General features: G+C 62.9%; 26 protein-coding genes. 9 read left to right on the top strand and 17 right to left on the bottom strand.

Going from position 1 to position 26,036, the window contains the following annotated elements; all coding sequences use genetic code 11:
- Window positions 1–56 precede the first annotated feature (56 nt).
- The 5 genes from tmk (at window position 57) to AC1DX6_RS15425 (ending at window position 5,024) form a co-directional block, all read left to right on the top strand.
- On the top strand, window positions 57–731 hold the full coding sequence (tmk, locus tag AC1DX6_RS15445; RefSeq protein WP_477315117.1) for a dTMP kinase: 675 nt from the start codon (window positions 57–59) through the stop codon (window positions 729–731).
- Window positions 728–1,783 (top strand): DNA polymerase III subunit delta', encoded by a 1,056-nt coding sequence (locus AC1DX6_RS15440; protein WP_477314691.1) that lies wholly within the window; start codon window positions 728–730, stop codon window positions 1,781–1,783. Before tmk ends, AC1DX6_RS15440 begins: the two co-directional genes overlap by 4 nt.
- Before the next feature lie 80 nt (window positions 1,784–1,863).
- The gene (gene metG, locus AC1DX6_RS15435; RefSeq protein WP_477314689.1) at window positions 1,864–3,414 is read left to right on the top strand and encodes a methionine--tRNA ligase; all 1,551 of its coding nucleotides are present in this window, start codon (window positions 1,864–1,866) and stop codon (window positions 3,412–3,414) included.
- Complete coding sequence (locus AC1DX6_RS15430; protein WP_477314687.1) at window positions 3,414–4,202, top strand: TatD family hydrolase; 789 nt, start codon at window positions 3,414–3,416, stop codon at window positions 4,200–4,202. Before metG ends, AC1DX6_RS15430 begins: the two co-directional genes overlap by 1 nt.
- A 3-nt stretch (window positions 4,203–4,205) precedes the next feature.
- Window positions 4,206–5,024: an MBL fold metallo-hydrolase gene (locus AC1DX6_RS15425; RefSeq protein WP_477314685.1), complete on the top strand. Its 819-nt coding sequence runs from the start codon at window positions 4,206–4,208 to the stop codon at window positions 5,022–5,024.
- A gap of 13 nt (window positions 5,025–5,037) precedes the next feature.
- On the opposite strand, the gene AC1DX6_RS15420 is transcribed toward AC1DX6_RS15425, so the two are convergent.
- From AC1DX6_RS15420 to AC1DX6_RS15400, 5 genes are all read right to left on the bottom strand, one after another.
- Window positions 5,038–5,799 (bottom strand): GNAT family N-acetyltransferase, encoded by a 762-nt coding sequence (locus AC1DX6_RS15420; RefSeq protein ID WP_477314683.1) that lies wholly within the window; start codon window positions 5,797–5,799, stop codon window positions 5,038–5,040.
- A gap of 170 nt (window positions 5,800–5,969) precedes the next feature.
- The gene (locus AC1DX6_RS15415) at window positions 5,970–6,293 is read right to left on the bottom strand and encodes a hypothetical protein (protein WP_477314681.1); all 324 of its coding nucleotides are present in this window, start codon (window positions 6,291–6,293) and stop codon (window positions 5,970–5,972) included.
- 148 nt (window positions 6,294–6,441) lie between these two features.
- A complete protein-coding gene (locus tag AC1DX6_RS15410; protein ID WP_477314679.1) occupies window positions 6,442–6,999 on the bottom strand; it encodes a dihydrofolate reductase family protein in 558 nt (185 codons plus the stop codon).
- Between the two features lie 18 nt (window positions 7,000–7,017).
- Entirely contained in the window at window positions 7,018–7,506 is a 489-nt protein-coding gene (locus tag AC1DX6_RS15405; RefSeq protein WP_477314677.1) for an SRPBCC domain-containing protein, read from the bottom strand.
- A complete protein-coding gene (locus tag AC1DX6_RS15400) occupies window positions 7,503–7,868 on the bottom strand; it encodes an ArsR/SmtB family transcription factor (RefSeq protein ID WP_477314676.1) in 366 nt (121 codons plus the stop codon). Before AC1DX6_RS15400 ends, AC1DX6_RS15405 begins: the two co-directional genes overlap by 4 nt.
- 280 nt (window positions 7,869–8,148) lie before the next feature.
- On the opposite strand from AC1DX6_RS15400, the gene AC1DX6_RS15395 reads away from it, so the two are divergent.
- Window positions 8,149–8,541: a GFA family protein gene (locus AC1DX6_RS15395; protein WP_477314674.1), complete on the top strand. Its 393-nt coding sequence runs from the start codon at window positions 8,149–8,151 to the stop codon at window positions 8,539–8,541.
- Between the two features lie 34 nt (window positions 8,542–8,575).
- Here AC1DX6_RS15395 and AC1DX6_RS15390 read toward each other — a convergent pair whose 3' ends face one another.
- Window positions 8,576–10,093 carry a winged helix-turn-helix domain-containing tetratricopeptide repeat protein gene (locus AC1DX6_RS15390; protein WP_477314672.1) on the bottom strand — a complete coding sequence of 506 codons (1,518 nt, stop codon included), beginning with the start codon at window positions 10,091–10,093 and terminating at the stop codon, window positions 8,576–8,578.
- Window positions 10,094–10,228: 135 nt separating this feature from the next.
- Here AC1DX6_RS15390 and AC1DX6_RS15385 point away from each other — a divergent pair, with 135 nt between their 5' ends.
- A complete protein-coding gene (locus AC1DX6_RS15385) occupies window positions 10,229–10,483 on the top strand; it encodes a DUF1127 domain-containing protein (RefSeq protein ID WP_477314670.1) in 255 nt (84 codons plus the stop codon).
- Window positions 10,484–10,527: 44 nt separating this feature from the next.
- Here AC1DX6_RS15385 and AC1DX6_RS15380 read toward each other — a convergent pair whose 3' ends face one another.
- The 3 genes from AC1DX6_RS15380 to AC1DX6_RS15370 form a co-directional block, all read right to left on the bottom strand.
- Complete coding sequence (locus tag AC1DX6_RS15380) at window positions 10,528–11,400, bottom strand: aldose 1-epimerase family protein (protein ID WP_477315115.1); 873 nt, start codon at window positions 11,398–11,400, stop codon at window positions 10,528–10,530.
- A 152-nt stretch (window positions 11,401–11,552) separates the two neighbouring features.
- Window positions 11,553–12,368 (bottom strand): phosphonoacetaldehyde hydrolase, encoded by an 816-nt coding sequence (gene phnX / locus AC1DX6_RS15375; protein WP_477314668.1) that lies wholly within the window; start codon window positions 12,366–12,368, stop codon window positions 11,553–11,555.
- Window positions 12,365–13,522, bottom strand: a complete 1,158-nt coding sequence (locus tag AC1DX6_RS15370; RefSeq protein WP_477314666.1) for a TIGR03364 family FAD-dependent oxidoreductase — start codon at window positions 13,520–13,522, stop codon at window positions 12,365–12,367. The genes phnX and AC1DX6_RS15370 overlap by 4 nt, the downstream gene beginning before the upstream one ends.
- Window positions 13,523–13,701: 179 nt before the next feature.
- Between AC1DX6_RS15370 and AC1DX6_RS15365 the strand changes: the two genes are divergently transcribed.
- Together AC1DX6_RS15365 and mazG are read left to right on the top strand one after the other, a co-directional pair.
- Window positions 13,702–14,886, top strand: a complete 1,185-nt coding sequence (locus AC1DX6_RS15365) for an amino acid aminotransferase (protein ID WP_477314664.1) — start codon at window positions 13,702–13,704, stop codon at window positions 14,884–14,886.
- Window positions 14,887–14,966: 80 nt separating this feature from the next.
- A complete protein-coding gene (mazG, locus tag AC1DX6_RS15360) occupies window positions 14,967–15,791 on the top strand; it encodes a nucleoside triphosphate pyrophosphohydrolase (RefSeq protein WP_477314662.1) in 825 nt (274 codons plus the stop codon).
- A gap of 6 nt (window positions 15,792–15,797) precedes the next feature.
- Here mazG and hflX read toward each other — a convergent pair whose 3' ends face one another.
- The 8 genes from hflX to dusB form a co-directional block, all read right to left on the bottom strand.
- The gene (hflX, locus tag AC1DX6_RS15355) at window positions 15,798–17,186 is read right to left on the bottom strand and encodes a GTPase HflX (RefSeq protein ID WP_477314660.1); all 1,389 of its coding nucleotides are present in this window, start codon (window positions 17,184–17,186) and stop codon (window positions 15,798–15,800) included.
- Window positions 17,187–17,432 carry an RNA chaperone Hfq gene (gene hfq / locus AC1DX6_RS15350; RefSeq protein ID WP_006202172.1) on the bottom strand — a complete coding sequence of 82 codons (246 nt, stop codon included), beginning with the start codon at window positions 17,430–17,432 and terminating at the stop codon, window positions 17,187–17,189.
- Between the two features lie 145 nt (window positions 17,433–17,577).
- Window positions 17,578–18,438: a D-amino-acid transaminase gene (locus AC1DX6_RS15345; RefSeq protein ID WP_477314658.1), complete on the bottom strand. Its 861-nt coding sequence runs from the start codon at window positions 18,436–18,438 to the stop codon at window positions 17,578–17,580.
- 91 nt (window positions 18,439–18,529) lie between these two features.
- Window positions 18,530–19,891: a nitrogen assimilation response regulator NtrX gene (ntrX, locus tag AC1DX6_RS15340; protein ID WP_477314656.1), complete on the bottom strand. Its 1,362-nt coding sequence runs from the start codon at window positions 19,889–19,891 to the stop codon at window positions 18,530–18,532.
- Entirely contained in the window at window positions 19,881–22,175 is a 2,295-nt protein-coding gene (locus AC1DX6_RS15335) for a sensor histidine kinase NtrY-like (RefSeq protein ID WP_477314654.1), read from the bottom strand. Before AC1DX6_RS15335 ends, ntrX begins: the two co-directional genes overlap by 11 nt.
- A gap of 117 nt (window positions 22,176–22,292) precedes the next feature.
- The gene (gene ntrC / locus AC1DX6_RS15330; protein WP_477314652.1) at window positions 22,293–23,753 is read right to left on the bottom strand and encodes a nitrogen regulation protein NR(I); all 1,461 of its coding nucleotides are present in this window, start codon (window positions 23,751–23,753) and stop codon (window positions 22,293–22,295) included.
- A complete protein-coding gene (locus AC1DX6_RS15325) occupies window positions 23,750–24,895 on the bottom strand; it encodes a two-component system sensor histidine kinase NtrB (RefSeq protein WP_477314650.1) in 1,146 nt (381 codons plus the stop codon). The genes ntrC and AC1DX6_RS15325 overlap by 4 nt, the downstream gene beginning before the upstream one ends.
- Window positions 24,892–25,920, bottom strand: coding sequence for a tRNA dihydrouridine synthase DusB (gene dusB / locus AC1DX6_RS15320; protein ID WP_477314648.1), 1,029 nt, complete (start codon window positions 25,918–25,920; stop codon window positions 24,892–24,894). The genes AC1DX6_RS15325 and dusB overlap by 4 nt, the downstream gene beginning before the upstream one ends.
- Window positions 25,921–26,036 lie beyond the last annotated feature (116 nt).

The following is a 26,036-nucleotide window of genomic DNA, read 5'->3' as shown; positions in this document are numbered from 1 at the left end:
ACCTTTTCTCGGGTCCGGACTAAGACAGTCGCGCAAGCATGGACAAAGGTTTTCGATTGGCGCGCGGTTTTTTCATTACCTTCGAAGGCGGCGAAGGAGCAGGCAAGTCGACGCAGATCGAGCGGCTGGCCAAAAAAATGCGCGCCAAGAAATACGATGTCCTCGTAACCCGCGAACCGGGGGGATCGCCGGGCGCCGAGGCGGTCAGGCATGTCCTGCTTTCCGGTGCCGCCGAACCGTTCGGGCCCAAGATGGAGGCGCTGCTATTCGCCGCCGCCCGCTCCGACCATGTCGAACAGGTCATCCGGCCGGCGGTCGAGCGCGGCTCGGTCGTGCTTTGCGATCGCTTCCTGGATTCCTCGCGGGTCTACCAGGGCGTCACCGGCGATCTCGATCCGGCATTCATGAAGGCACTGGAAGAGGTCGCCATCAACGGCATGGTGCCCGACATGACGCTGATCTTCGACATCGATCCGACCGAGGGCCTGCGGCGCGCCACCGCGCGGCGCGGCGCGGACGCCGGCCCGGACCGTTTCGAAAAGGAAACGCTCGCCATCCACCAGCGCCGCCGCGAAGCCTTCCTGGCCATCGCTGCGGCCGAACCGGAGCGTTGCATCGTCGTCGATGCGTCCGCCGATCCCGATACGGTGGAGCATGTGGTCACCGCCGCCGTGTTCGCGGCGCTCGAGACAATAACGCCGGCGCACAAGAGACAGGCGGCACCGGCATGATCTTCGAACGCATCGCCCCTGAACAGCACGACACGCTGGACGGCGTGCCGGAGCCGTCGGAAACGCCGCGCCTGGTCGGCCATCTGCAGGTGGCCAACATGCTCGCCGCCGCCTATCGCTCCGGAAAACTGCCGCATGCGCTGATCTTTGCCGGGCCGGTTGGCATCGGCAAAGCGACGCTCGCCTTTCACCTGGCGCATCATCTGTTGAAGCATCCGGCGTTCGAGCACGCGCCTGACGTCCTTGCCGTTCCCGACCCCACGTCGTCGCTGTTTCGCCAGATCGCCATTGGCGCGCATCCTTCGGTGCTGCATCTGACACGGCCGGCGAACGACAAGACCAAGAGCTTCAAGACCGTCGTCACCGTCGACGAGATCCGCAAGGTCAGCCGCTTCCTGTCGCTGACCTCGCATGACGGCAGCTACCGCGTCGTGATCGTCGACCCAGCCGACGACATGAACACCAATGCCGCCAATGCCTTGCTGAAGAATCTTGAGGAGCCGCCGGCGCGCACGCTGTTCATCCTCATCGTCCATGCGCCGGGCAGTCTGCTGCCGACAATCCGGTCGCGCTGCCAGATGGTGCGGCTGACGCCGCTTGGCGCCGAGGATCTGATGACCGTTCTGGAAGGTGTCGAACCACCGCCGCCTAGGGATTCGGCGGCGCGCGCTGCACTGGCCGAGCGGGCAGGGGGCAGCGCCCGCAACGCCATCCTGTTGACGCAGTATGGTGGGCTGGAGATCGCCGGCACCCTCGACGCCCTGGTGTCGGCGAGAAAGAGCGATGTCGCCGGCGCCTATCGCCTTGCCGAGGCGGTCGCCGGCCGCGACCAGGCGATCCAGTTCGACATCTTCAACCGCCGGGCGCTCGATCTGCTTTCGACCAGCGCCAGCGAGGCTGCACTTGCCGGCGATCTGGCGCGGGCAAAAACGCTGTCGGATACTTGGCACGAGGCGCTGAACGCTATATCTGAGACCGATACCTACAATCTCGACAAGAAGCAGCACGCCTTGACCATGATCGACCGCCTGAATTCTGCGATGCGAATGTGACGGTTTCCCGGGATGGCAATCGCCGTCTCGATGCGATATCCACCGCCACACCTTCATTCAGACATTCATGACGGTCATTCATGTCACGCGAAAAATACTATCTGACGACACCGATTTTCTATCCGAACGGCAAGCCGCATATCGGCCACGCCTATACGGTCATTGCGACCGACGCGCTGGCTCGCTTCCAGCGCCTTGACGGCAAGGACGTGTTCTTCCTCACCGGCACCGACGAACACGGCCTGAAGATGCAGCAGACGGCCGAGAAGGAAGGCATCACGCCGCTGGCGCTGGCCGACCGCAATTCAGCGATCTTCCGTTCAATGACCGAGACAGTCGGCGGCTCGAACGACGAGTACATCCGCACGACCGAACCGCGCCACTACGCGTCCTGCCAGGCGATCTGGAAAGCGATGGCCGCCAATGGCGACATCTATCTCGACCGCTACAGCGGCTGGTACTCGGTGCGCCAGGAAGCCTACTTCGAAGAGGCCGAAACCACGCTCGGCGATGACGGCGTGCGCCGCGAGCCGCTAGGCTCGCCGGTCGAATGGAACGAGGAAGAAAGCTATTTCTTCCGGCTTTCCGCCTATCAGGACAAATTGCTGGCGCTGTATGAAAACCAGCCCGACTTCGTCGGTCCAGCCGAACGCCGCAACGAGGTGGCGAGCTTCGTCAAGTCCGGCCTCAAGGATATCTCGATCTCGCGCACCACCTTCAAATGGGGCGTGCCGGTACCCGGCGACGACAAGCACGTGATGTATGTCTGGGTCGATGCGTTGACCAACTACATCACCGCCGCCGGCTATCCCGACACCAAGTCCGAGCAATGGAACTACTGGCCGGCCACGCACATCATCGGCAAGGACATCGTGCGCTTCCACGCCGTCTACTGGCCGGCCTTTCTGATGTCGGCCGGCATCGAACTGCCGAAGCGTGTCTTCGCCCACGGCTTCCTGTTCAACCGCGGCGAGAAAATGTCGAAATCGGTCGGCAACGTCGTCGATCCGTTCACCATGGTCGAGCACTACGGCCTCGACCAGGTGCGTTATTTCTTCCTGCGCGAAGTGCCGTTCGGCCAGGACGGCAGCTATAGCCATGATGCGATCGTCAACCGCACCAATGCCGACCTCGCCAATGGTCTCGGCAATCTGGCGCAGCGCTCGCTGTCGATGATCGCCAAGAACTGCGGCGGCGTGGTGCCGCAGCGTGGCGAACTGACCGATGCCGACAGCGCCATCCTCGACCAGGCGGTGGACGCGCTCGGCACAGCGCGCAAGACGATGGCGGAGCAGGGCATCCATTTGGCGCTGGCGGCGATCTTCAACGTGGTGGCGGAAGCCGATCGCTACTTCGCCTCGCAGGCACCCTGGGCGCTGAAGAAGACCGACCCGGCGCGTATGGAAACGGTGCTGTGGACGACCGCCGAGCTCGTGCGGCGCGTGGCGCTGCTGTGCCAGCCCTATATTCCGGGGTCGGCAGCGAAGCTGCTCGACCTGCTGGCGGTGCCGGCCGACACGCGCCAGTTCGCGCATGTCCATGCCGACTATGCACTGGTGCCCGGCACGGCATTGCCCGCGCCGGAAGGCGTCTTTCCGCGCTATGTCGAACAGCCGGACGCGAACGCCTGATGCTGGTCGACAGTCACTGCCATCTGGACTTTCCCGACTTCGCCGAGGAGCGGGCGGCCATCGTCGCCCGCGCCTTGGCCGCCGGTGTAGGCCGCATGGTCACCATCTCGACGCGCGTGAAGCGGTTTCAGCAAGTGCTTGAGATCGCTGAAACTTTTGACGAAGTCTTTTGTTCTGTCGGCACCCACCCGCACAATGCCGCCGAAGAGTTGGATGTGACGGTCGAGGAGCTTGTGCGGCTGTCCGCGCATCCGAAAGTGGTGGCCATCGGCGAGGCCGGGCTGGATTACTTCTACGACAAAGCGCCGCGCGATGCGCAGGCGCAGGGCTTTCGCACCCACATCGCCGCCGCGCGCCAGACCGGCCTGCCGCTGGTCATCCATTCGCGCGATGCCGATGATGACATGGCCTCGATCCTCGAGGATGAAACAGGGAAGGGCGCCTTCCCCTTCATTCTGCATTGTTTTTCCTCCGGGCGCCGGTTGGCGGAAGTCGGTGTGGCGCTGGGCGGCTATGTCTCCTTCTCCGGCATCCTGACCTTCAAGAACTCGGCCGAGCTGCGTGCCATCGCCGCCGATGTGCCACATGACCGGCTGCTGGTCGAAACCGACGCGCCATATCTGGCGCCGATGCCGTTTCGCGGCAAGCGCAACGAGCCTGCCTATGTCGCCAACACCGCCAAGGTGCTGGCAGAAACGATCGGTGTCACCGAGGCCGAGATCGCCACCATCACCACCGACAATGTCTTCCGCCTGTTCAAAAAAATGCCGGATGTGCGGAGCGCCTGACGCATGAGCGACCGGCTGCGCCTTACCATTCTCGGCTGCGGCTCGTCGCCCGGCACGCCGCGCATCACCGGCGATTGGGGCAATTGCGATCCGGCCAATCCACGCAACCGGCGCATGCGCACGGCGGCACTGGTCGAACGCATCGCGGCGAACGGCGCCAAGACCACCGTCGTCATCGACACCGGACCGGATTTCCGCGAGCAGATGCTGCTGGCGTCGGTCAAGCGCATCGACGCGGTCATCTACACGCATCCGCATGCCGACCACATCCATGGCATAGACGATCTGCGCGGCTACGTGCTCGAGCAGCGCCACCTGATCGACGTCCACGCCGACCAGCCGACGATGCAGCGCCTGCGGCAAGCGTTCGGCTATTGCTTCGAGACGCCGCCAGGCAGCTCCTATCCGCCGATCGTGCGGGCGCATCTCATCGACCACGCCAGGCCGGTGGTGATCGAAGGCGAGGGCGGTGCCCTCACCCTCGAGCCGCTGCCGCAGATCCATGGCGACATCATTTCGCTGGGTTTTCGCATTGGCGGGCTGGCTTATTGCCCCGATATCAGCGACTTCCCGGATGCCACCGTCGAGCGTCTGCGCGGACTGGGCGTGCTGGTCATCGACGCGCTGCAGTACAACACCCATCCGAGCCATCTGTCGCTCGGCCAGGCGCTTGGCTGGATTGAAAAACTGACGCCGAAGAAAGCCGTGCTGACGCATATGCACGTGCCGCTCGACTACGCCACAGTGATGGCCGAGACAGCTCACAACGTCGAGCCGGCCTATGACGGCATGACGATAGAAATCCCTTATGAATCAGCATGATACAAATAGCCCTTCACAAGGACGTTCGGCTCTTCGGCCCGAATATCAGCAGCGTTCCAATCCGTTCATAGCCCATGCGGGGATAAAGCAGCGCCCCGGCATGCGTCGCCGTTAGCACCGAGCACCGCGACCCACGGACGCGGTCGTCATGCAGCATCTTAGCCATCAGCGCCTGGCCGATACCGCGACGCCGGTGCGAAGGCTCGACATACATGTCCGCGCACCAGGTGGCGCCGACGGCTTCAACGCTGCGCACACGTCCAACGATAGCGTCGCCGTCGACTGCCACATATTGGCGGAACGGCGCACCGTCGCCGAGCAGATCGTCCGCGATTGGGCGCCTGCGCATGGTCTTTCCCAGTTGCGCCGCGCGCTCGGCTGTCTGCACGCGCTCAATCGGGACCACCGCCTGCGGGCTTGGAATCTGGCGCAGTCGCTGGACGAAAAAGCCTTCGGTCCGTTGCAGCCGGTAGCCCAGAGCCTTGTAAGCGGTTCGCACCGGCTGATCCGGCTCGTCGTCCGCAATGACGACGGAAATGGCAAAACTCGGCCGCGAATGCTGCCGCACGATTGCATCGGCTGCCTCAGCAGCGACGTCATGGACGACCCATTCTTCGCCACGGTAGTCGCGCGCATTCTTGCGCGGCGCATCGCGCATCAGCCACAATGACCCGACGCGGTTGGCCTCGTATGGAAAGATACGGCTCCTGCCGATGCCGTAGCCGTGTACGAACACCTCGATCGCCGCTTCGATCTCACGCTTTGCTGTTGTCATCCGTGCAGCGTAGCGTTGGCCATCAGTTCAAGGCAACATGGATCGATCGTGCCAAGCCTATGGAAATCCGCAGCAATTCCGAGCTGCCGGCCAATGCACTAGTTCCATAATCTATCTTATGCGACTTATGGATGGGCAATCACCGGCACCGTTGTACGCGGCTGCGGTCCTCAGAAATATCCGAGAAGCCCATTGAAGGCAGCTGCGATTGCAACAGCGTGCAGGATGCCAAGCGCCAGCCATCTGATACGGCCTCCTGGAGCAGCGAATGCTCCGTAGGCGGGAAACTGCGCCACAGCCAGCCCCACGGACAGGCTGGTGATGGTGTTGTTGGTCAATAGCGTCGCCAGCATGGGTATCGGATAGAGAAGGCGCGCCAGCACATAGTCGCCATGCCCGGCTCCGGCAGAAAAGAGCGCCAGCAACAACGCGATGGGCGTAGCGCATAGGCCCAAGAGAAGCCCTGCCCGTGACGAGAATTTTGGCAGCGTCATTCCTCCAGAGGCAGCGGTGAGTTTTCACCCTTTCGCAAATCAGGCCTCAGACCCTTTGCGGTCCGACGGCAGCTCTTCTCTCATGATCGCATTCAACGCGTCGAACCAAGTCTCTGCAATGGTTTGTGCGAAGCGGGTGATACGTCTTTCAGGCGGGCTCGTAGCAGAGATAGACGTTCCCGTTTTCGAAGGTGCGCGCCAACGTGCGCTTAAGTGTCGGCTTACCGCTGACGCCTTCGAACAATGTACGACCGCTGCCGAGAACCACTGGCACGACCGCGATCTTGTATTCGTCGATCAGTTTGGCTTCGGTCAGTTGGGATACGATGGTGCCACTTCCGATAATGACGATACCCTCCCCTGGCTCCTTCTTAAGTTGCCGTACATGTCCAACCAGGTCGTCCTTGATAAGGCGAGTGTTATTCCAGGTTGCTTCGTCGAGCGTCCGTGAGAATACAATCTTTGAGAGATTGTTCATCCGTTCCGCAACGGCCGCGTTGTTCTTGGAAGCGGCAGGGGTCGGCCAATATTGAATCATCAGGTCATAGGTGACCCTACCGAAGATCATTGTACCGCCACCCTGCGCATTGCTGCGGGTGAATTCCATCCATTCCGGGTCAAATCTGTGAGCCCAGATCATGTCACCTTGCGCGTCGGTGAAATACCCGTCCAGCGACACATTGTTGAAGACGCTCAGTTTACGCATTGCACAGTTTTCCTTGTTTCATACGTCATTGAGAAAGCCCGAAAGCCGCTCAGCGAGGCGCTCAGTGCTGGCCGCGATCGGCTTTGTGAAGCCCATGCCGACCGCGAAATCGCGCGCGGTAATCGATTTGAAGCGCGTGACCATCTCCCATCCGGTCTGAGCGCCTAAATCTCTAAGTGTCACGGTTGTCACGGAGACCGGCGGCCCTCCCTGACGAAAGCCGTGATCAGCATGCTGCCAAACGAGCCGATGGGGTGGGTCGACCTCGACAAACACGAAATCCATTTCGAGCTCATTGCCGTCGGGAAAGCGCATTACGTGATGCCAGAGCCCTGAAGGTCGTACATCCATCTCACAGACTGGGTTGGTGAAGCCGGGGCCGCCCCACCATTTGGAGACGTGCTCGGCTTCGGTCATCATCTTCCATACGAGCGGCCGCGGCGCGTCGAAGGTCCGGCGCATTACGACGACCGCATCGCCAACAGGGATGTCCGTTACAATATTCATGTTCGATCCCCTGGAAGCTCAATCTGGCCATCGCGATCCTTTTGCTGAAATGCTTTCAAGTAGTCCGCGAGGCTGTCTAGGTTGCGGTCCCAGTAGCGCCGATAGTCATCTAGCCATTCGCTCACCGCCTGCAGAGGCGCGCCTTCAAGATGACAGGGACGCCACTGCGATTGGCGGCCGCGGGAGACGAGACCAGCAGCCTCCAAGACCTTCAGATGCTTGGAGATTGCGGCGAGGCTCATTTCATAGGGCTCGGCCAATTCCGTCACCATCGCATCTCCGGCCGCCAAACGAGCCAGGAGACCCCGACGAGTCGGATCTGCCAGGGCGAAAAGAGTAGCACTTAGGGCGTCGGAAGGCATTGTATTTAACCGATCAGTTGACAACTGATTGGTTAAATACCCCCGTTGAGTTCGACCTGTCAACTCCCGGCTGTTGAAGTGCGCCCGGCGGTCCATCGTTGATCAAGGGCGCGCGGTTACTAAGCTCCGCAAGTGCACCGCAGATCCAAAACAGGGTAATCAGGATGAGCCTCTGCCCCTCATGCGGAGCGAGAAGGATCTCCGCCGCAGCGGTCAATTGCAATGACAGTGCTCTTCGTCGTAGCCATTCCAACCGCTTGATTTCAGAGGAGACGCAAGCATGGAGCGATTCACCGGCGGTTGCCTGTGCGGCAACGTCCGCTTTGTGGCGTCGGGCGCCCCATACCGGGTCGGCATTTGTCACTGTCTCGACTGCCGCAAGCATCATGGCGCGCTTTTTTATGCTGCGGCGGTATTCCCTCAGGATGCGGTGACGATCGAGGGCGAAACACGCGACTATCTCGGGCGGTTTTTCTGCCCCCGTTGCGGCTCGTCCGTTTTCGCACGCAGCGCTGACGAAATCGAAGTGCACCTGGGATCCCTGGATGCGCCTGACCAACTGGTGCCAACCTACGAAAGCTGGACCGTCCGTCGCGAGTCCTGGTTGCCGCCGTTTCCGCTTGCCAAACGATACGAGCGCGGTCGTGACGCCACGGGTCGCTCTGAGGAATAGCTCGTGCGGGCAGCGCCTTCCTACCGCCGGCGCGTCACTCCGGAAGGCCAGCCTTGCGGAAGCCGTCGACGAAATGCTCGAGCATAGCGGCGTCGCGGAACGGCTCAGTCATGACCCAGTGGCGGGTCGTGAAGTGCGGGTTGCTGATCAGGAACATTTCAACCTCGGCGCGCGCCTCGTCGAGCCGCCCCAACTGGGCAAGGCTCGCCGCCAGGAAACGGCGTGAGCTTGTTCGATAGGTCTCGTCCCGGCGCAATGTCTCGATAGCGGCTTCGTAGTCGCGCGCCGCATATTGCGCCTGGCCGAGCGTCAGATAGTACCAACTCGCCGGAAACGGGTTCAGCCGGAACGCCTTGCGGATTTGCTCGAGCCCCTCCTCCACCTGCCCACCCAAGGTGGTGATGTCGGATAGCGTCGCCCAGGCGTCGGCCTCGTTGGGGTCGAGTTCGAACGCCTTGGCGAACTCGACATTCGCCTCGGCGAAGCTGCGCTCGTAGGCAAGCAGGTTGCCGAGCACCCAACGGCAGCCGGCATCGTTGGGATCGATCGCCACGGCTTTCCGCGCCAGCTCCAAGGCCACGCTGCGATTGGATTCAATGGGTTCGCCCCAATGCACCCACCCCATCCAGTGGTTCATGGCGAGCCAGCGATAGGCCTCGGCGTAATCAGGATCGAGCGCAACCGCGCGCGTCAGCATCAGATGCGCTTCGCGCGCCGTCTGCGGCGAATCGTCGATCAGCTTGCGCGCCCGCACGCAGAGATCGTAAGCCTCGAGATTCTTGGGCCGATTGCGTGGCAGTGGCGCGCGCAGCCGGCCGAGCAATGCCTCCACGATCTTGGCCGTCACCTCGTCCTGGACGGCAAAGATGTCCTCCAGGCTGCGATCGAAGCGTTCCGCCCAGAGATGTTCGCCACTCGCGGCGTCGACCAGCTGAGCGTTGATGCGCACGCGCCCGGCGGCGCGTCTGGCGCTGCCCTCCAGCAGATAGCGCACGCCAAGCTCCTCGGCGATCCCGCGCACGTCCCTCGCCTTTCCTTTGTAGGCAAAGGTCGAATTGCGGGCGATGACGAACAGGCCGCCGATCCTTGACAGGTCGGTGATCAGGTCTTCGGTCAGCCCATCCGCGAAGGCCTCCTGCTCGGGATCGTTGCTGAAATTGACGAAGGGCAGCACGGCGATCGATGGTTTGCCGGGCAGCGGCAAAGGTTTTCGTTTCGCATCACCGAGTTCTTCGATGGCCCCCGTAAAGCGATAGCCGACACGCGGAACCGTCGAAATCCACTCACCGCCGTCGGCGGGCGGGCCAAGCAGTTTGCGCAATTGCGCGATCTGGACGGTAAGATTGCCTTCCTCGACGGCCGTGCCCGGCCACGCCGCGTCCATCAGCTCGGCCTTGCCAAGGATTTCGCCAGGACGTTCAACGAGTGCCGCAAGCAGCTTCAGCCCGCGGTAGCCAGCGGCAACAGGGACATCGTTCCGAAGCAGCGTTCCCGCGGCGGAATCAAGCACGAACGGACCAAAGGCAAAGCGCGATCCCTGCATAGGGCGCATCTATAGCCGGTTTGGAACTTTTGAGAACTATTTGGCAGCGCTTAAGTACGACGCCGTCCATATCCGGCAGAGTTCAGCCTCGCTCAGGTCGAGGGCTCCAGGAGAATGAGCCGCTCAAACCATATGGAGGTTGCCATGACCAATACTTTTGCGCCGGCCCCCTGTCAGGCAGCCGGACCAGGAATGCCCGCCGCGCCGGCGTCGCGTCGATACCTGACGACCCTGCGAAGCCATATCGCCACCTGGCGCGATGGGAGCTGGCGCGAGCGGATCTACTTTCGCTGGCAACTCAGGCAAATGGCGAAGGACAATCCGCATTTGATCGACGATATCGGTCTGACGAACCGGCAGGTCGAGGCAGAGATCGCCAAGCCCTTCTGGCAAGCATAAGGCGAATGCTGCAGAGGAGCGTCCGATCGAGCCGCGTGCCGCGGTCATCGCAGATGGATTTGATAGCTCAGCACGCGCTTCTCGGCGGGCGCAATCAGCATGATGCCCGGCTTGTTGGTGAACTCGCCGTCGAAATCCACCGGGCTCGCAATGCCGTGCCAAGGTTCGATGCAAAGGAACGTCGCGCCGCCCGGCTTGGACCAGATGCCCAATTCCCTGAAGCCCTGCCACGACACTTCGATGGCCGGGCCTTGGTCAGCGGCGTAGCGCACGCTGCTGCTGGCCGGTCGATCCATGATAACGGCATCCGCGTCGAACAGCCGTTCGGACAGCGCGAGAACCTTGCCCTCGACAGGGGTCGGCTGCGCTGTCGCCATCAGCAAGCCGTCTTTCAGCCGGCGGATCGGCGCATGCTCGGCATTGGCGAAGTCCAGCCGGTAGGCTTCCTTGGCCATATCCGGCAGCAATGGCCAGTTGAACGCCGGGTGCGCCCCGATCGACGCCGGCAGCGGCTCGTCGCCGGTGTTGGTGATGTCAAAAGTCACGCAAAGTTGCTGGCGCTCGAGCGTATAGGTCACGGCAAGGCGAAAGGCGAACGGATAGCGTGCGCGGCTATCGGCGTCATCGGCGAGAACCAATGTACAGGACCGAGGCCCCCTCTCCGTCCAGTCAAACCGCTTGTCGCGCGCAAATCCGTGCTGCGTCATCGGATAGACCTGGCCCAGATGGCGCAGTTGATCTCCTTTCAGCCGGCCGACGATGGGAAACAGCACCGGCGAATGACGCCGCCAGGCCGGACCCGCCTGCCAAAGGAACTCGAACCCTTCAGTGTTTCGCAGCGAGACCAGTTCGGCGCCCTGCGCGACTATGGTCGCCGAAATGCCATCGGCCTCAAGCGTTTGACTGTCCTGTGACACTTTCCCTCGCGTGGCAGATCTGCGGGCTGGCGTGGCCGGCAGGTTAGCAAAAGCCTCGATAGACTCAAAGCTTGCTGCCTCCTGCGAGGCCTCGTGGCCAACTTCACTCCCTCGGGACGAGAGACTTTGCCCCCTCCTCCCAACACTCCAGTTCAAGGCCTTTCGCCGCGCCTGAGCCGTCCCTCGATCGCCGCGATGGCCGGCATCAGGTCGGCGACGCCATTGACGACATAGTGGGCGCCGGCGGCGGTGAGTTTGGCGGCCGCCGCGGCGCGTTTGGTCCTGAAGGCATCTGCCGCCAGCGCCTGCGTCTCGACCAGCGTATGGCCAAAGACATTGCCGGTCACCGCCACGCCGACGGTCCAGGCGCCGGCATTGGTTCCCTCGGCAATGCCGACCTCGGTGTCGTCGACCTTGACGGCGAGCCATGGCGGATAGACGCCGAGCTCGGTCAGCGCCTTCCACAGCATGAACGGCGTCGGCCTGCCGTCGGGCGTGTCGCCCGTGCAGACCAAGCAATCCGGCGAAAAGCCCTGCCCGGCGGCCACCGGCAGGATTTCGGCCATGATGTCGCGCGTGTAACCGGTGGTCGATCCAATCTTGAACCCGCGGGCGCGCAGCACGGCGACGACATCGGCAACACCGGGGATGACATCCGAGAAGCGCGCCGCAACCGCCCGGTTCTTCGGCACGAACACATCGTAGACGGCGTCGATGTCGGCATCGGTCGGCGCATGTCCGTGCTGCTTTGCCCAGGCCGCGGCGATCCTCGGCAGCGCCATCAGCGCCGCGATGTGTGGGCGCTTGGCCATCCCCATCGGCCCGCGGGCTTCATCGACGCTGATCGCCACGCCGAACTCAGCAAAGGCCTCGACGAAGACGCCCATCGGCGCCAGCGAGCCATGATCGACGACGGTGCCGGCCCAATCGAAGACAACGGCGCGGAGCAGATACTCGTTGGCCATCATGCCATCTTCCTGGCGTCTGCCATGGTTGAACCGAAAAGCTCGTCGACCACCTCTTCGGCGATCGCGAACGAGGTGCTGGCGCCGGTGCCGCTGGTGATCATCACCAGCCGCACATTTTCCTGCGGCGCGTCGGCGAACATCGTCCGCTCCGCCGCCGAGGCATAGATGCCGGTCCAGCGCTCCAGCACGCGCGGCGGCGGCCCCCCAAAAACGGCGCTGAACTCCTCAAGGATGATTTCGTCGACCCGCTCCGAAGCGAACGGATCGGGCGTCGTTGCGTAGTGATGCGAATCGCCGACCACCAGCGTGCCGTCGGCGCCCTGCACCACAATCAGATGCACGCCATTGTCGAGCGCCGGACGTTGATCGACCTCAAGCTTGCGCCGCAGGGCGGCAGCTTCGGGCAGAGCGGCATAGCCGGCATATCGGGCAAGTCCGAGATCCGACATCACGGCTGCCGGCAGCCTAAACCCGGGATCGGCCAGGCGCAGCATCTGCAATTTGCAGCGGGTGACGCCGTATTGCGCAATACGCTCGGGGTAGAGCGTTGCCAGATCGTCGCCGGGGCAGACAATCACCTTGTCGGCATGAATGGGGCCACGGCTGGTCTCGATCGCAGGTGGCTCGACCGACCGCACCGCCGTTTCACGCCGGAACTCGACCCTATGTTGTTCGGCAAGAAACGCCGCAAGCTGCGGGATCGCCTGGCGCGATTCGACGCGCACTTCGTGCGGGCTCCACAGGCCGCCAGCGAAATCTTGCCCGGCAAATTCGGGATGGCGGCTGCGAAGCGCATCCGGCTCGAGCAGCAAACAGCCCTCGCCCATTTCGGTCTGCAGGAAGGCCTCGACCACCGCGCGCGCTTCCGGGCGGCGCGCAACGACGACCACGCCGCGCTGGATGACATCGATGCCGGCCGGTCCGGCCACCTCCAGCCAGATATCGCGGGAGCGCATGGCCCGGCGCCACACCTGCCCGCGCTCCTGGCCGCTGACCGTGACAAAGCCAAAGTTGCGAACCGAAGCGCCATTGGCCTGCGCGTCGCGGTCGATGACGACGACGCGCAGGCCGCGACGGACAGCGGCGAGCGCATGCGCGAGGCCGACAATGCCGGCGCCGACAACCGCGAGATCGAACTTTTCTTGCCGGCTCATTTTTCCACGCCTGGTTCCAAGAGCGCCTATTCAAACTACGACCATGTGACAGGAACGTGTAAGACACAGATATCGGCGTCGATGGCTCCATGGTTGGAACCTTCAGCCTGGCGCACATGAAAGCGCTGGCGGAGCACGGCCGATTTGCGTATCACTCCGCCGCCAACGGAACCACACCGATGTTTGAAGACCTTCAGCCTGCCCCCACAGACAAGATCCTTGCCCTGATCGGCCTCTATCGTGCCGATCCACGCCCCGGCAAAGTCGACCTCGGCGTTGGCGTCTACAAGGATCGCGACGGCAAGACGCCGGTCATGCGCGCCGTGCGCGAGGCTGAAAAGCGGTTGCTGCAAAGCCAGGACACCAAGACCTATCTCGGCCTTGCCGGCGACACGGCTTTCAACACGGTGATGGCGAAGCTGGCCTTTGGCCCCGCGGCCGACCTGACGCGCATCCGCGCCGCGCAGGCGCCGGGCGGCTCCGGCGCGCTGCGGCTGGTGGCCGAATTGCTGAAGCGGACACGCTCCGACGCTACCATCTGGCTGTCGGATCCGACATGGCCGAACCACATGCCGGTGATGCGCGCCGCCGGCCTGCAGATCCGCGAATATCCCTATTTCGACGCCGCCTCCGGTGCTGTTCGCTTCGCCGACATGCTGGCGGCGCTGCGCACGGCAAAGCATGGCGACGTCGTGCTGCTCCACGGCTGCTGCCACAACCCGACCGGCGCCAATCTCGACATCGCACAGTGGGCCGAGATCGCCGATCTTTTGGTCGAGCGCGGCCTGTTACCCTTTGTCGACATCGCCTATCAGGGCTTTGGCGAAGGCCTCGATGCCGACGCTGCCGGCCTGCGCCTGCTGGCCGCAAAAGTTCCGGAAATGGTCGTCGCCTCGAGCTGTTCGAAGAACTTTGCCGTCTATCGCGATCGCGTCGGCGCGGCGATGGTGCTGGCCAAGGACGGCGCGCAAGCCGATGTGGCGATGAGCCAGATGCTGGCGGCGGCGCGCGCCATGTATTCGATGCCGCCGGACCATGGTGCTGCCGCGGTGCGCATCGTGCTTGAAGACGCGACGCTGCGTGCCGACTGGGAAGCGGAGCTGGAAGACATGCGCCTGCGCATGCTCAGGCTTCGCGTCCAGTTCGCCGAGGCGCTGCGGCGGCAGTCCAATTCCGACCGCTTCGATTTCGTCGCCAGCCACCGCGGCATGTTTTCCCGGCTTGGCCTGTCAGAGGCGCAGGTCGAGCGGCTGCGTGCCGAGCACGGCGTCTACATGGTCGGCGACAGCCGCATCAACGTCGCCGGCCTGCCCGAGGACGGCATGGATGAGTTGGCCAAGGCGATCGTTTCCGTACTGGATTGATATCGCGCAACTGTGGACAAGGCGCCCTTGCGGGCTGACGGCATTGGCCGCGCGACCGGGTGCAGGATAGCATCCGGCGCATGAAACCTTCGCAAGACATCTCCCGGCTGATCGAGATCATGGCAGCGCTGCGGGCGCCGAAGACCGGCTGCCCGTGGGACATCGAGCAGGATTTCTCGACCATCGCGCCCTACACGATCGAGGAGGCCTATGAAGTGGCGGACGCTATTGCGCGCGGCGATCTCGACGATCTGCGCGACGAGCTCGGCGACCTTCTGCTGCAGGTCGTCTATCACGCGCAAATGGCTGAGGAAGCTGGTGAATTTGCCTTCGGCGATGTGGTGCAAGCCATCACCACAAAAATGATCCGCCGCCATCCGCATGTCTTCGGCGACGAAGAGGCGCGCAGCGCCGGCATGGCCAAGGGCATGTGGGAAAAGATCAAGGCGCAAGAGAAGGCGGAAAAGCGAAGCGAGCGCCTCGCCCGCGGGCTCAACCCCGAAGACGCTGGTAAGGGTTTTCTCGACAGCGTGCCGGTCGCTCTGCCCGCGCTTACCCGAGCGCTAAAGCTTCAGGAGAAGGCGGCTCGCGTCGGCTTCGACTGGAGCGAAGCAGCCCCCATCCTCGACAAGATCGAGGAAGAAATCGGCGAATTGCGCGAGGCGTTGGCCAAGGGCGATACCGCCTCGATCAAGGACGAGTTCGGCGACATGCTGTTTGCCGTCGTCAATCTCGGCCGCCACCTCAAGCTCGATTCCGAAGCAGCGCTCAGCGGCACCAACGAAAAGTTCCGCTCGCGCTTCCACTATGTCGAGCGGGCGCTGGAAAGCTCCGGCAGCACGCTGGAAAAGGCGACTTTGGACGAAATGGAAGCGCTCTGGCAGCAGGCCAAGAGCGCTAGATAAAAGGCGCTAACCGTTGTTTTTACGGTGCAAACGGCTTTCGATTTCTTGCTTGGCGCTGTGCGTGGCCATGAGCGAGATAGTCGTGCTGCCATCCTCGTTGTCGGCGCGCGAAACGATGTCGCCATTGCGGTAAAGCCAGTCGACGAGCCCGAACTGCGCCGGCTTGATCGTCACCGTCAGCTCCTCCAACTCGCCCGACATCCGCGTCTCGATGATCGCCTTCAGCGCATCGATGCCCTCGCCGGTAATCGCCGATATGGCGACTGGCGGCGCCTTGGCGTCAGCACCGTCGGCAAGCAGCCTGGCACGGTTGCCTTCGTCGAGCCGGTCGATCTTGTTCCAGACTTCGATGACGCGCTTGGTGTCGCCGGCATCGACGCCGAGATCGGCCAGGATGCGCTCGACATCTTCAGCCTGGGCGGCGGTGTCCGGATCCGAGATATCGCGCAGATGGATGACGAGGTCGGCCTCGACCACCTCTTCCAGCGTTGCCCGGAAGGCGGCGACCAGATGCGTCGGCAGGTCCGAGATGAAGCCAACCGTATCCGAAAGGATGATCGGCGTGCCATGCGGCAGGCGCACGCGGCGCAGCGTCGGGTCGAGCGTGGCGAACAGCATGTCCTGCGCCGGCACGTCCGCTCCGGTCACTTTGTTGAACAGCGTCGACTTGCCGGCATTGGTGTAGCCGACAATCGCCACCACCGGGAATGGCACCTTCTTGCGCTTGGCGCGGTGCAGGTCGCGCGTGCGCCGCACCGTTTCCAGCTCTTGCTTCAGCTTGATGATCTTTTCCTGCAACTGCCGCCGGTCGGATTCGATCTGCGTTTCACCGGGGCCGCCGAGGAAGCCGGCGCCGCCGCGCTGCCGTTCCAAGTGGGTCCAGCTGCGTACCAGCCGGCCCTTCTGATAGTTCAGATGCGCAAGCTCGACCTGCAGTGTGCCTTCCTTGGTCCGCGCGCGCTCGCCAAAGATCTCCAGGATCAGCCCGGTGCGGTCCAGCACCTTGGCGTTCATCTCTTTTTCGAGATTGCGCTGCTGCACCGGCGTCAGCGGATGGTCGACAATGACCACTTCCGCGTGCCCCTCTTTGACGATCTCTGCGAACTCCGCGACCTTGCCGCTGCCGAGCAAGGTTGCCGGGCGCGGATCGTTGACGGTCACCACCGCCGTATGGATCAGATCAAGGTTGATGGCGCGCGCAAGGCCGACCGCTTCATCATGGCGCGCCTCGGCCGAACGCGTCAGCCGTGGACGGTTCGTTTCGTCGTCATTGCGCTGGTGGCGGGTAAGGACGGGCACAATGACAACGGCCCGGGTCGGGCCCTTGGCTTCCGTCCCGGGATGATGCGTTGGTTTTCCGCGAACTGTAGCGTCCGCGTCTTTCTCACGTGCCAATCAGGCGCCCTGGCTTTCCTCGCCATCGAACATCTGAACCGGCTGGCTCGGCATGATCGTGGAAATGGCGTGCTTGTAGACGAGCTGAGAATGACCGTCACGCCGTAGCAGGACACAGAAATTGTCGAACGAAGTGACCACACCGGTCAGCTTGACGCCGTTGATCAGGAAGATGGTGAGTGGGTTCTTGCTCTTGCGAACTGAGTTCAGGAACAGGTCCTGAAGGTTTTGCGATCGTTCCGCCATTGTTCTTGTCTTTCGCCGATCCCCTTCGGTTTGCAGGCCAGTGCGCCAAACTAAACGGCACATGTCAAGCGCGCAAACCCCCTCTTGCCGTCAGTAACGACAAGCAGAACGAGATATATTGATGTTCATTCCACCTGTGCGGTTATCAGGCTGGACTTTTTTCCGCAACGTCAAAAAAGGCTTGCCGCAACGAAAGTGTCACAGAACCGGGATGTCCGTTGGCGACCGGATCGCCGTCGATGGCCACGACAGGCATGGCAATTGTCGTCGCTGAACTGATAAATGCCTCGCGCGCGGCCTTGGCCTCGGCGACCGAAAAACCCCGCTCCTCGATCTTCAAGCCGAGCTTGGCCGCCACCTCGAACATGGTCGTGCGGGTGATGCCGCGCAGGATGCCATGTTCGGCCGGCCGCGTCACCAGAATGCCGTCCCGGGTAACGATCCAGGCATTCGACGAGCCGCCTTCCTTGACGTTGCCATCGGTGTCGACGAACCAGGCTTCCTGGGCGCCGGCTTCCTTAGCCTTCTGCTTGGCCAGCACATTGGGCAGCAGGCCGGTGCTCTTGATGTCGACCCGATCCCAGCGATTCTCCGGCACGGTGATGACCTTGATGCCGGTCTCGGCCCGTTTCACAGCGGCCGCCGGGTCGGCTTTTCTGGCCGTAATCACCAAAGAAGACGGCGTATCCATCGGAAAAACGAAGTCGCGGCTGGCAACGCCGCGCGTCACCTGGACATAGACCAGGCCGTTGGCGACATGGTTGCGCCGCACCACCTCGCGCAGGAGGAGCGGCAGGACGCCCTGCGTGACTGGCCAGCCGATCGACAATTCTGTCAGCGAACGGTTCAGCCGCGCAAGATGGCGCGGCATGTCGACGATGAAGCCGCGCGCCACCTCGCAGACCTCGTAGACGCCGTCGGCGAACTGATAGCCACGATCCTCGATATGCACGGCTGCGTCGGCATGGGCGACGTAGCGCCCGTTCACATAGGCAATGCGCGGCATTCAGAAACCCTCGAGAAAAGTCTCGGCTGTCTTAGGCGATTCCGCCGCTGCCGTAACCGACAATTGCGTGGGCCACGGCGAGCTGGGTCGCTTAGACACCCAGCGACTTCAGCTTGCGGTGAAGTGCGGAACGCTCCATGCCGATGAACTCGGCGGTCTTCGAGATGTTGCCGCCAAAACGGTTGATCTGGGCGATCAGATAGTCCTTCTCGAACTGTTCGCGCGCCTCGCGCAGCGGCAACGCCATGATGTGTTGATCCGACTGGTTTGGCGTGCGCGGCATGACATCGCCGATCTCGGCCGGCAAAAGGTCGGCGGTGATCGGCGCATCGACATCGTCGCCGCGCGCCAGGATCATCAGCCGCTCGACATTGTTGCGCAACTGCCGGACGTTGCCGGGCCAGTTGTGCGCCTGCAGCACGGCGAGTGCGTCGTCGCCGATGCGACGCGGCCGGATGCCGGCCTGACGCGCAATCTGCTTCATGAAATTGTCGACCAGATAGGGGATGTCCTCGCGCCGCTCTGCCAGCCCCGGCACCATGACCGGAACCACCGCTAGCCGATGATAGAGATCCTCGCGGAAACGACCGTCGGCGATCATCGCCTCCAGGTTCTGCGAAGTCGACGAAATGATGCGGACATCGACCTTGACCCGCTTGGTGCCCCCTACCCGCTCGAATTGCTGCTCGACCAGCACGCGCAGGATCTTGTTCTGCGTCTCGCGCGGCATGTCGGCCACTTCGTCGATATAGAGGATACCGCGATGCGCCTCTTCCAGCGCCCCGACCTTGCGTTCGACACCGTTGGATTCAGTGCCGAAGAGTTCGATTTCCATGCGCTCGGGCGTGATGTTGGCAGCACTCACCGTCACGAACGGTGCGCCCTTGCGCGCCGACAACGTGTGGATAGCGCGCGCGGCCAGTTCCTTGCCCGAACCGGAGGGGCCGATGATCATGACGCGGCTGTTGGTCGGCGCGACGCGCTCGATGGTCTGGCGCAGCTGGCTCATCGCCGACGACATGCCGATCAGGTCGAAGGTTTCGCCGCTGCGCTGCTTGAGATCGGAAACCTCGCGTTTCAATTTGGAGGTTTCGAGCGCCCGCTCGGCAATCAGGATCAGCCTGTCGGCCTTGAACGGCTTCTCGATGAAATCATAGGCGCCGCGGCGAATGGCGGAGACCGCCGTTTCGATGTTGCCGTGGCCGGAGATCATCACCACCGGCAAGGTCGGATGCATGGTCTTGATCTCGTCAAGCAACGCCAGGCCGTCGAGACGCGACCCCTGCAGCCAGATGTCGAGGAAAATCAACCGTGGCGCCCGGTCAGCGATCGCCGCCAGCGCGCTGTCGGCATCGAATGCCGTGCGGGTTTCATGACCTTCGTCGCTCAGAATGCCCGCGACGAGTTCACGGATGTCTTCCTCGTCATCGACGATGAGAATATCAGACGCCATTACCGACCTTTTCAGTTTCTCTTTCGTGTTCCGTCCTGCCTTCGCCGCGCGACGGCGCGGCAGGAGTGGCGGCGGCAGGCGGCAGAATGATGCTGATCATCGCGCCGCGCCCTTCGTGGAAATCCTTTGGTGCGTCATGCAGTTCCAGCCGTCCGCCATGGTCCTCCACGATCTTCTTGACGATTGCCAGACCGAGCCCGGTGCCCTTCTCGCGTGTCGTCATATAGGGCTCGAGCAGCCGTTGGCGATTCTCGCGCGGCAAACCTTTGCCATTGTCGATCACATCGATTCGGATTGCCCCATTCTGGCGCCCGGCTTGAATCCGGATTATGCCGTGCGGGCGGTCTTTTTGATCAAGTCCGTCAATGGCCTCGGCGGCGTTCTTGATGACGTTGCCGAAAGCCTGTGCCATCAGCCGGCTGTCGAAAGTGCCCTTCAGTGGCTCGTTACCGAACACGCGTTCGAAAGCGATGTCGGCACGGCTCACTTCGACCAGGAACGAAGCCTCGCGCAACGATTCGCGCAAGTCGATGGCCTTCATTTCAGGCTTCGGCATGCGGGCGAAAGCCGAGAACTCGTCGACCATGCGGCCGATATCCTCGACCTGCCGGATGATCGTGTCGGTGCACTGATCGAAAATCTCGCGGTCCTCGGTGATGACCTTGCCGAAGCGGCGTTTGATGCGCTCGGCCGAAAGCTGGATCGGCGTCAGCGGGTTCTTGATCTCGTGAGCGATGCGCCGCGCCACGTCGGCCCAGGCCGACGAACGCTGCGCCTGGACCAGGTCGGTGATGTCGTCGACCGTCACCACGTAGGATTTTTCTTCCGAACCGTCGTCACCCGCCTCGATGGTGATCTGCACGTTGAAGGTCCGCTCGGCGCCGGCGCGATAGAAGGTCACCTGCTCGCGATAGACCGGCTTGCCCGACTTGCGGCCGATTTCGAAGACACGGCCGACATGGGGCAGCACGGCGGAAAGGTTCTGCCCGAGCGCGGCCGTCGCCGATATGGCCAGCATCGTCTCGGCCGATTTGTTGACGATGGTAACGATGCCGTATGGATCGACGCCGATGACGCCGGCGGTGACGCCGGCAAGCACCGCTTCCGAAAAACGCCGGCGCTCGTCGATCAGGTCCTTGGCCGACAGGATCTCATTGCGCTGCGATTTCAGCTCCAGCAGCATCTTGTTGAACGTGTCGCCAAGCGATGCGACATCGCCGTCGGAGGGTCGAACCGGCACGGCGACGTCGAGATTGCCAGTGGCGACCTCGTCGGCAGCACCGATGAGCTGGCGGATCGGCCGCACCAGGCGGTCGGCGACCGCAATGCCGGTCCAGATGGCGGACAGGATGATGATCAGCGTCAGGGACAGATAGGGAAGCGCAAACGCCACCTGCGACGTCCGGCGATTTTCTTCCAGGCCGCGATATTCGGCGGTGTTGGACTGAACGATCTGCCGCGCCTTGATGACTTCGGGATCGACGAGGCGAATGGTGTAGAGATAGAGCCCTTCGATCTCGCGCAACTTGACGATGGCGCCCATGATGTTGCGCGTCTTCGGCTCGATCAGCACCGGCTTGCCATCGGCCGCACTGGCCACGGCGCCTTCCGGCGGCTCGGGCATGGCAAAATCGGTGTCGGTCTTGGCGCTCATGACGAACGAGCCGTCGGGCTTGATCAGCGCGGCATGGGCCAGCGTCCGTCCTACGGCTTCCTTGTTCATCAGGTCGAGAAAGCCGGTGCGATCGAGGCCGTAGAGTGAGCGCGACGCATCGAGGTCATAAGCCATCGACAATGTCGTGCCCTGCAGGTTGCGGGCGTTTTCCTGCACATAGGCATCGGCGATCGACAGCGACGAATTAACGATCGTCTTGGTGCGAATCTCGAACCAGCGGTCGAGGCCGATGTCGAGCGTGATCGAGGCGATGATGGCCACCATGATGGCGGGGATGGCGGCGACCAGCGCAAACATCGCCACGATGCGCACATGCAGCCGCGACGCCGCCTTGCCGTGCCGGCGCGCCATAGCGATGCGATGCACCTCGCGGCCGACCAGCGCAATCAGGAACAGGACGAAGGTGGCATTGAGCGCAATAAGCGCCAGCGTCGTCTTCTCGTCCGGTGTGATCGGTGTGGCGCCGACGAGAATGGCAAACGAGATCGCGGCCGTAATCAGCGCACCGACAATCGCAACCACGCCGGGCAGCGCAAGCAACCGGCGCCCATCCCTCGCGCCGGGTTCGCTGAAAAGCGGTTCGTTCAGTGTCGGAGCCTGCAGAGCCATGTCGCCGTCTGGAGCCATTGATTGCGTCGGATGTATGCAACGCATTGTGGCGATTATGCAACAAGTGTGGCCGAGACGGAAATCTTTCGGCGCTCGATCCCCGGAAAAGAGCCTGCCCTACACCTGCCGCGACGACTTGTAGACGTTGACGCCGAGTTCGCGGATCTTCTTGCGCAGCGTGTTGCGGTTCAGGCCCAGCAGTTCCGCGGCCTTGATCTGATTGCCTCGCGTTGCCGTCATCGAGGCCAGCACCAGCGGATATTCAACCTCGGAAAGAATGCGCTGGTAGAGACCGGCAGGCGGCAATTCGCCGGCGAATGACGTAAAATAGCGCTGCAGGAAATGCTCCACCGCCTGGCCGATGGACAGGTCGTCCGGGATGAGGTTGCCGCCGCCAGGAACCACCGGCCGCTCGCCGGTCTTCAGTTCGGCTTCGATGATCTCGGCCGAAATCTCGTCCTGGGAGTAGAGCGCGGCAAGCCGGCGAACCAGGTTTTCCAGTTCGCGCACATTGCCAGGCCACGGGTAGCGCTTCATCAACTCGATGCCGCCAGAGGAAATGCGCTTGGTCTGCAGGCCTTCCAGGGCGCCAAGCTTGAAGAAGTGGCGAACCAGATCGGGAACATCCTCGGACCGCTCGCGCAGCGCCGGCAGCCTCAGCGGCACGACGTTCAGGCGGTAGAAAAGATCCTCGCGAAACAGCCCCTGGTTGATCAGCGTTCGCAGGTCCTTGTTGGTGGCCGCGACAATGCGCACATCCGTCTTGATCGGCGTGCGTCCGCCGACCGTGGTGTATTCGCCCTGCTGCAGCACGCGCAGCAGCCGCGTCTGCGCTTCCATCGGCATATCGCCGATCTCGTCGAGGAACAGCGTGCCGCCTTCAGCCTGTTCGAAACGGCCGGTGGAACGGTTCTGTGCGCCGGTGAAGGCGCCCTTCTCGTGGCCGAACAGTTCCGATTCGATCAGGTCGCGTGGGATCGCCGCCATGTTGATGGCCACGAACGGGCCGCCACGGCGGCGGCCATATTCGTGCAACGCCCGGGCGACGAGTTCCTTGCCGGTGCCCGACTCGCCTGAGATCATCACCGTCAGGTCGGTCTGCATCATGCGCGCCAGCATGCGGTAGATGTCCTGCATGGCCGCCGAGCGGCCGACCAGCGGCATCGTTTCCAGCTGCTCGGCCGGTCCCGTGTCAATCTTCGGCCGCTTCGGCTCGGACAGCGCCCGGTTGACGATGTTGAGCAGCTCGGTCAGGTCGAACGGCTTCGGCAGATACTCGTAAGCGCCGGTTTCGGAGGCGCGAATCGCGGTCATAAAGGTGTTTTGGGCACTCATGACGATAACCGGCAGTTCCGGCCGTGCCTTCTTGATGCGCGGCAGCATGTCGAAGGCGTTCTCGTCGGGCATCACCACGTCGGTGATCACCAGATCGCCCTCGCCCGCCGCCACCCAGCGCCACAGCGTCGAGGCGTTGGAGGTCACGCGCACCTCATGGCCGACGCGCGACAGCGCCTGATTGAGCACGGTGCGGATGGCTGCATCGTCGTCGGCGACGAGAATATTGCCGCGAACCGTCATTTGCGGTCTCCTTCGCCTTCATCATCGGCAGCGTCGTAGGGTGTTTCTTTCCAGGCCGGCATCAGGATGCGGAAGGTGGTTCCGCGCGGCGTCGAATCGCATTCGATGATGCCGCCATGCTCGCCGACGATTTTCGCCACCAGCGCCAGGCCGAGGCCCGAACCATTCGGCTTGGTGGTTATGAACGGGTCGAACAGGATCGGCAGGATGTCTTCCGAAACACCCGAACCATTGTCGCGCACGCAGAATTCCAGCGGCAGCGAGACGCGATCCTGCGTCCCCGGCACGGAAACGCGGATGCCTGGCCGGAAAGCGGTCGACAGGATGATCTCGCCTTGCGGGTCGCTGCCGATCGCCTCGGCGGCGTTTTTGACCAGGTTGAGGAACACCTGGATCAGCTGGTCGCGATTGGCGAACACCGGAGGCAATGATGGATCATAATCCTCCAATATCTTGATTCGCTTGGCAAAACCGTTCTTGGCGATCGCCTTCACATGGTCGAGCACGACATGGATGTTGACGGGGTAGCGGTCGATCGGCCGCTCGTCGGAAAACACCTCCATGCGGTCGACCAGCGAGACGATGCGGTCAGTCTCGTCGGTAATCAGCCGGGTCAGCGCGCGATCTTCGTCGGAAGCCGAGAGTTCGAGCAGCTGGGCAGCACCGCGTATGCCCGACAGCGGGTTCTTGATCTCGTGCGCAAGCATGGCGGCAAGGCCGGTGACCGAGCGCGCCGCGCCGCGATGCGTCATTTGCCGGTCGATCTTGTCGGCCATCGACCGTTCCTGGAACATCACCACGACCGAGCCCGGGAATTCCGGCACCGGCGCAACGTAGAGGTCGACGACCTTTTCGATGCCAAGCCGTGGCGATGACACGTCCACCCGGTATTCGTTGACCGGCGCTAAGCGCTCACGCACCTGGTCGACAAGCGTCAGCAGCGGACTGCCGAAAGGAATGAGCTTGGGCAGCGTATTGCGAGCCAGCATGGTCGCGCTCGAGCGAAAGAAGTCTTCGGCATCGGCATTGGCGTAGGTGATGAAGCCTTCCGCGTCGACCATGATCACCGGCCGGCGGATGGTGTTGAGCACGATATGGGCGGCGTTCGCCTTGTCGGCACCCTGTGGCACAGTGGCGTTCATGCCGCGCTCCGCAGCTTCACCGCGTCGGCAGCGCTTGAAAACACATCGCGCAGCTCAGCGATGACACGTGCGGGTTCGAACGAGGTGAGGATCGCCTTTCGCCGGTCGTCGGCAACGCCGGCGGCGTGGCGGTCGAGATACCAGCCGAGATGCTTGCGTGCCTGACGCAGGCCGCTCTCGACGCCATAGAGGGTCAGCATGTTCTCATAGTGCGAGATGATGTAGTCGGCCATGGCTGCCGGGCTTTCCGGGATGCCGGAGGCTGGATTGCCCGCTGCCGCCGCCGCGATGCTGCCGGCCGTCCATGGCGCGCCATAGTGAGCGCGGCCGATCATCACTGCATCGGCGCCCGACTGGTCGAGGATATCGGCGGCCTCTGCCGGCGAGCCGACATCGCCATTGGCGACGACCGGGATCGACACAGCGTCCTTGATGCGGGCGATGGCGCGCCAGTCGGCCTTGCCTTGATAGAACTGGCAGCGCGTGCGGCCATGCACCGTCACCATCCTGACACCGGCCTGTTCGGCCCGGCGCGCCAGCATTGGCGCGTTGAGCGCGCTTTCGTCCCAGCCGAGCCGCATCTTGACCGTGACCGGGACCTCGACGGCGCCAACCACGGCCTCGATCAGCGACAGAGCGTGGTCGAGATCGCGCATCAGCGCCGAACCGGCATAGCCGCCCGTCACCTTCTTGGCGGGGCAGCCCATGTTGATGTCGACAATGTCGGCGCCCTCGCCGGCAGCGATTCGCGCGCCTTCAGCCATATGCGCGGCCTCGCGGCCGGCAAGCTGGACCATGTGAACCGGCAGACCGGAGTGACGGATGCGCAAGTCGCAGCCCGCCCTGCCCTTGGCAAGCTCACCACTGGCCACCATTTCGGAGACGACGAGGCCTGCGCCATGCGCATAGGCGCGCTGCCGGAAGGGTTCGTCGGTGATGCCCGACATCGGCGCAAGAAAGACGCGATTGCGGATTCTCACACCGCCCACGTCCAGTGGCGAAGCCAATTTGGTCACATCAGGCATGCACAAAAACCAAGCATGTTCAATTGCTGCACATTCTCTAGCCAGAACTGCGGCAATGTGCAACGCGGAATGACGCCACATTAAGGCGCATTTGGGAAAATGCTGGCCTTCGGCCT

Source organism: Mesorhizobium sp. P2_C4, assembly GCF_056404575.1.
The sequence above is the reverse complement of the archived record's forward strand: the minus strand, read 5'-3'. Positions and strand labels throughout refer to the sequence as shown.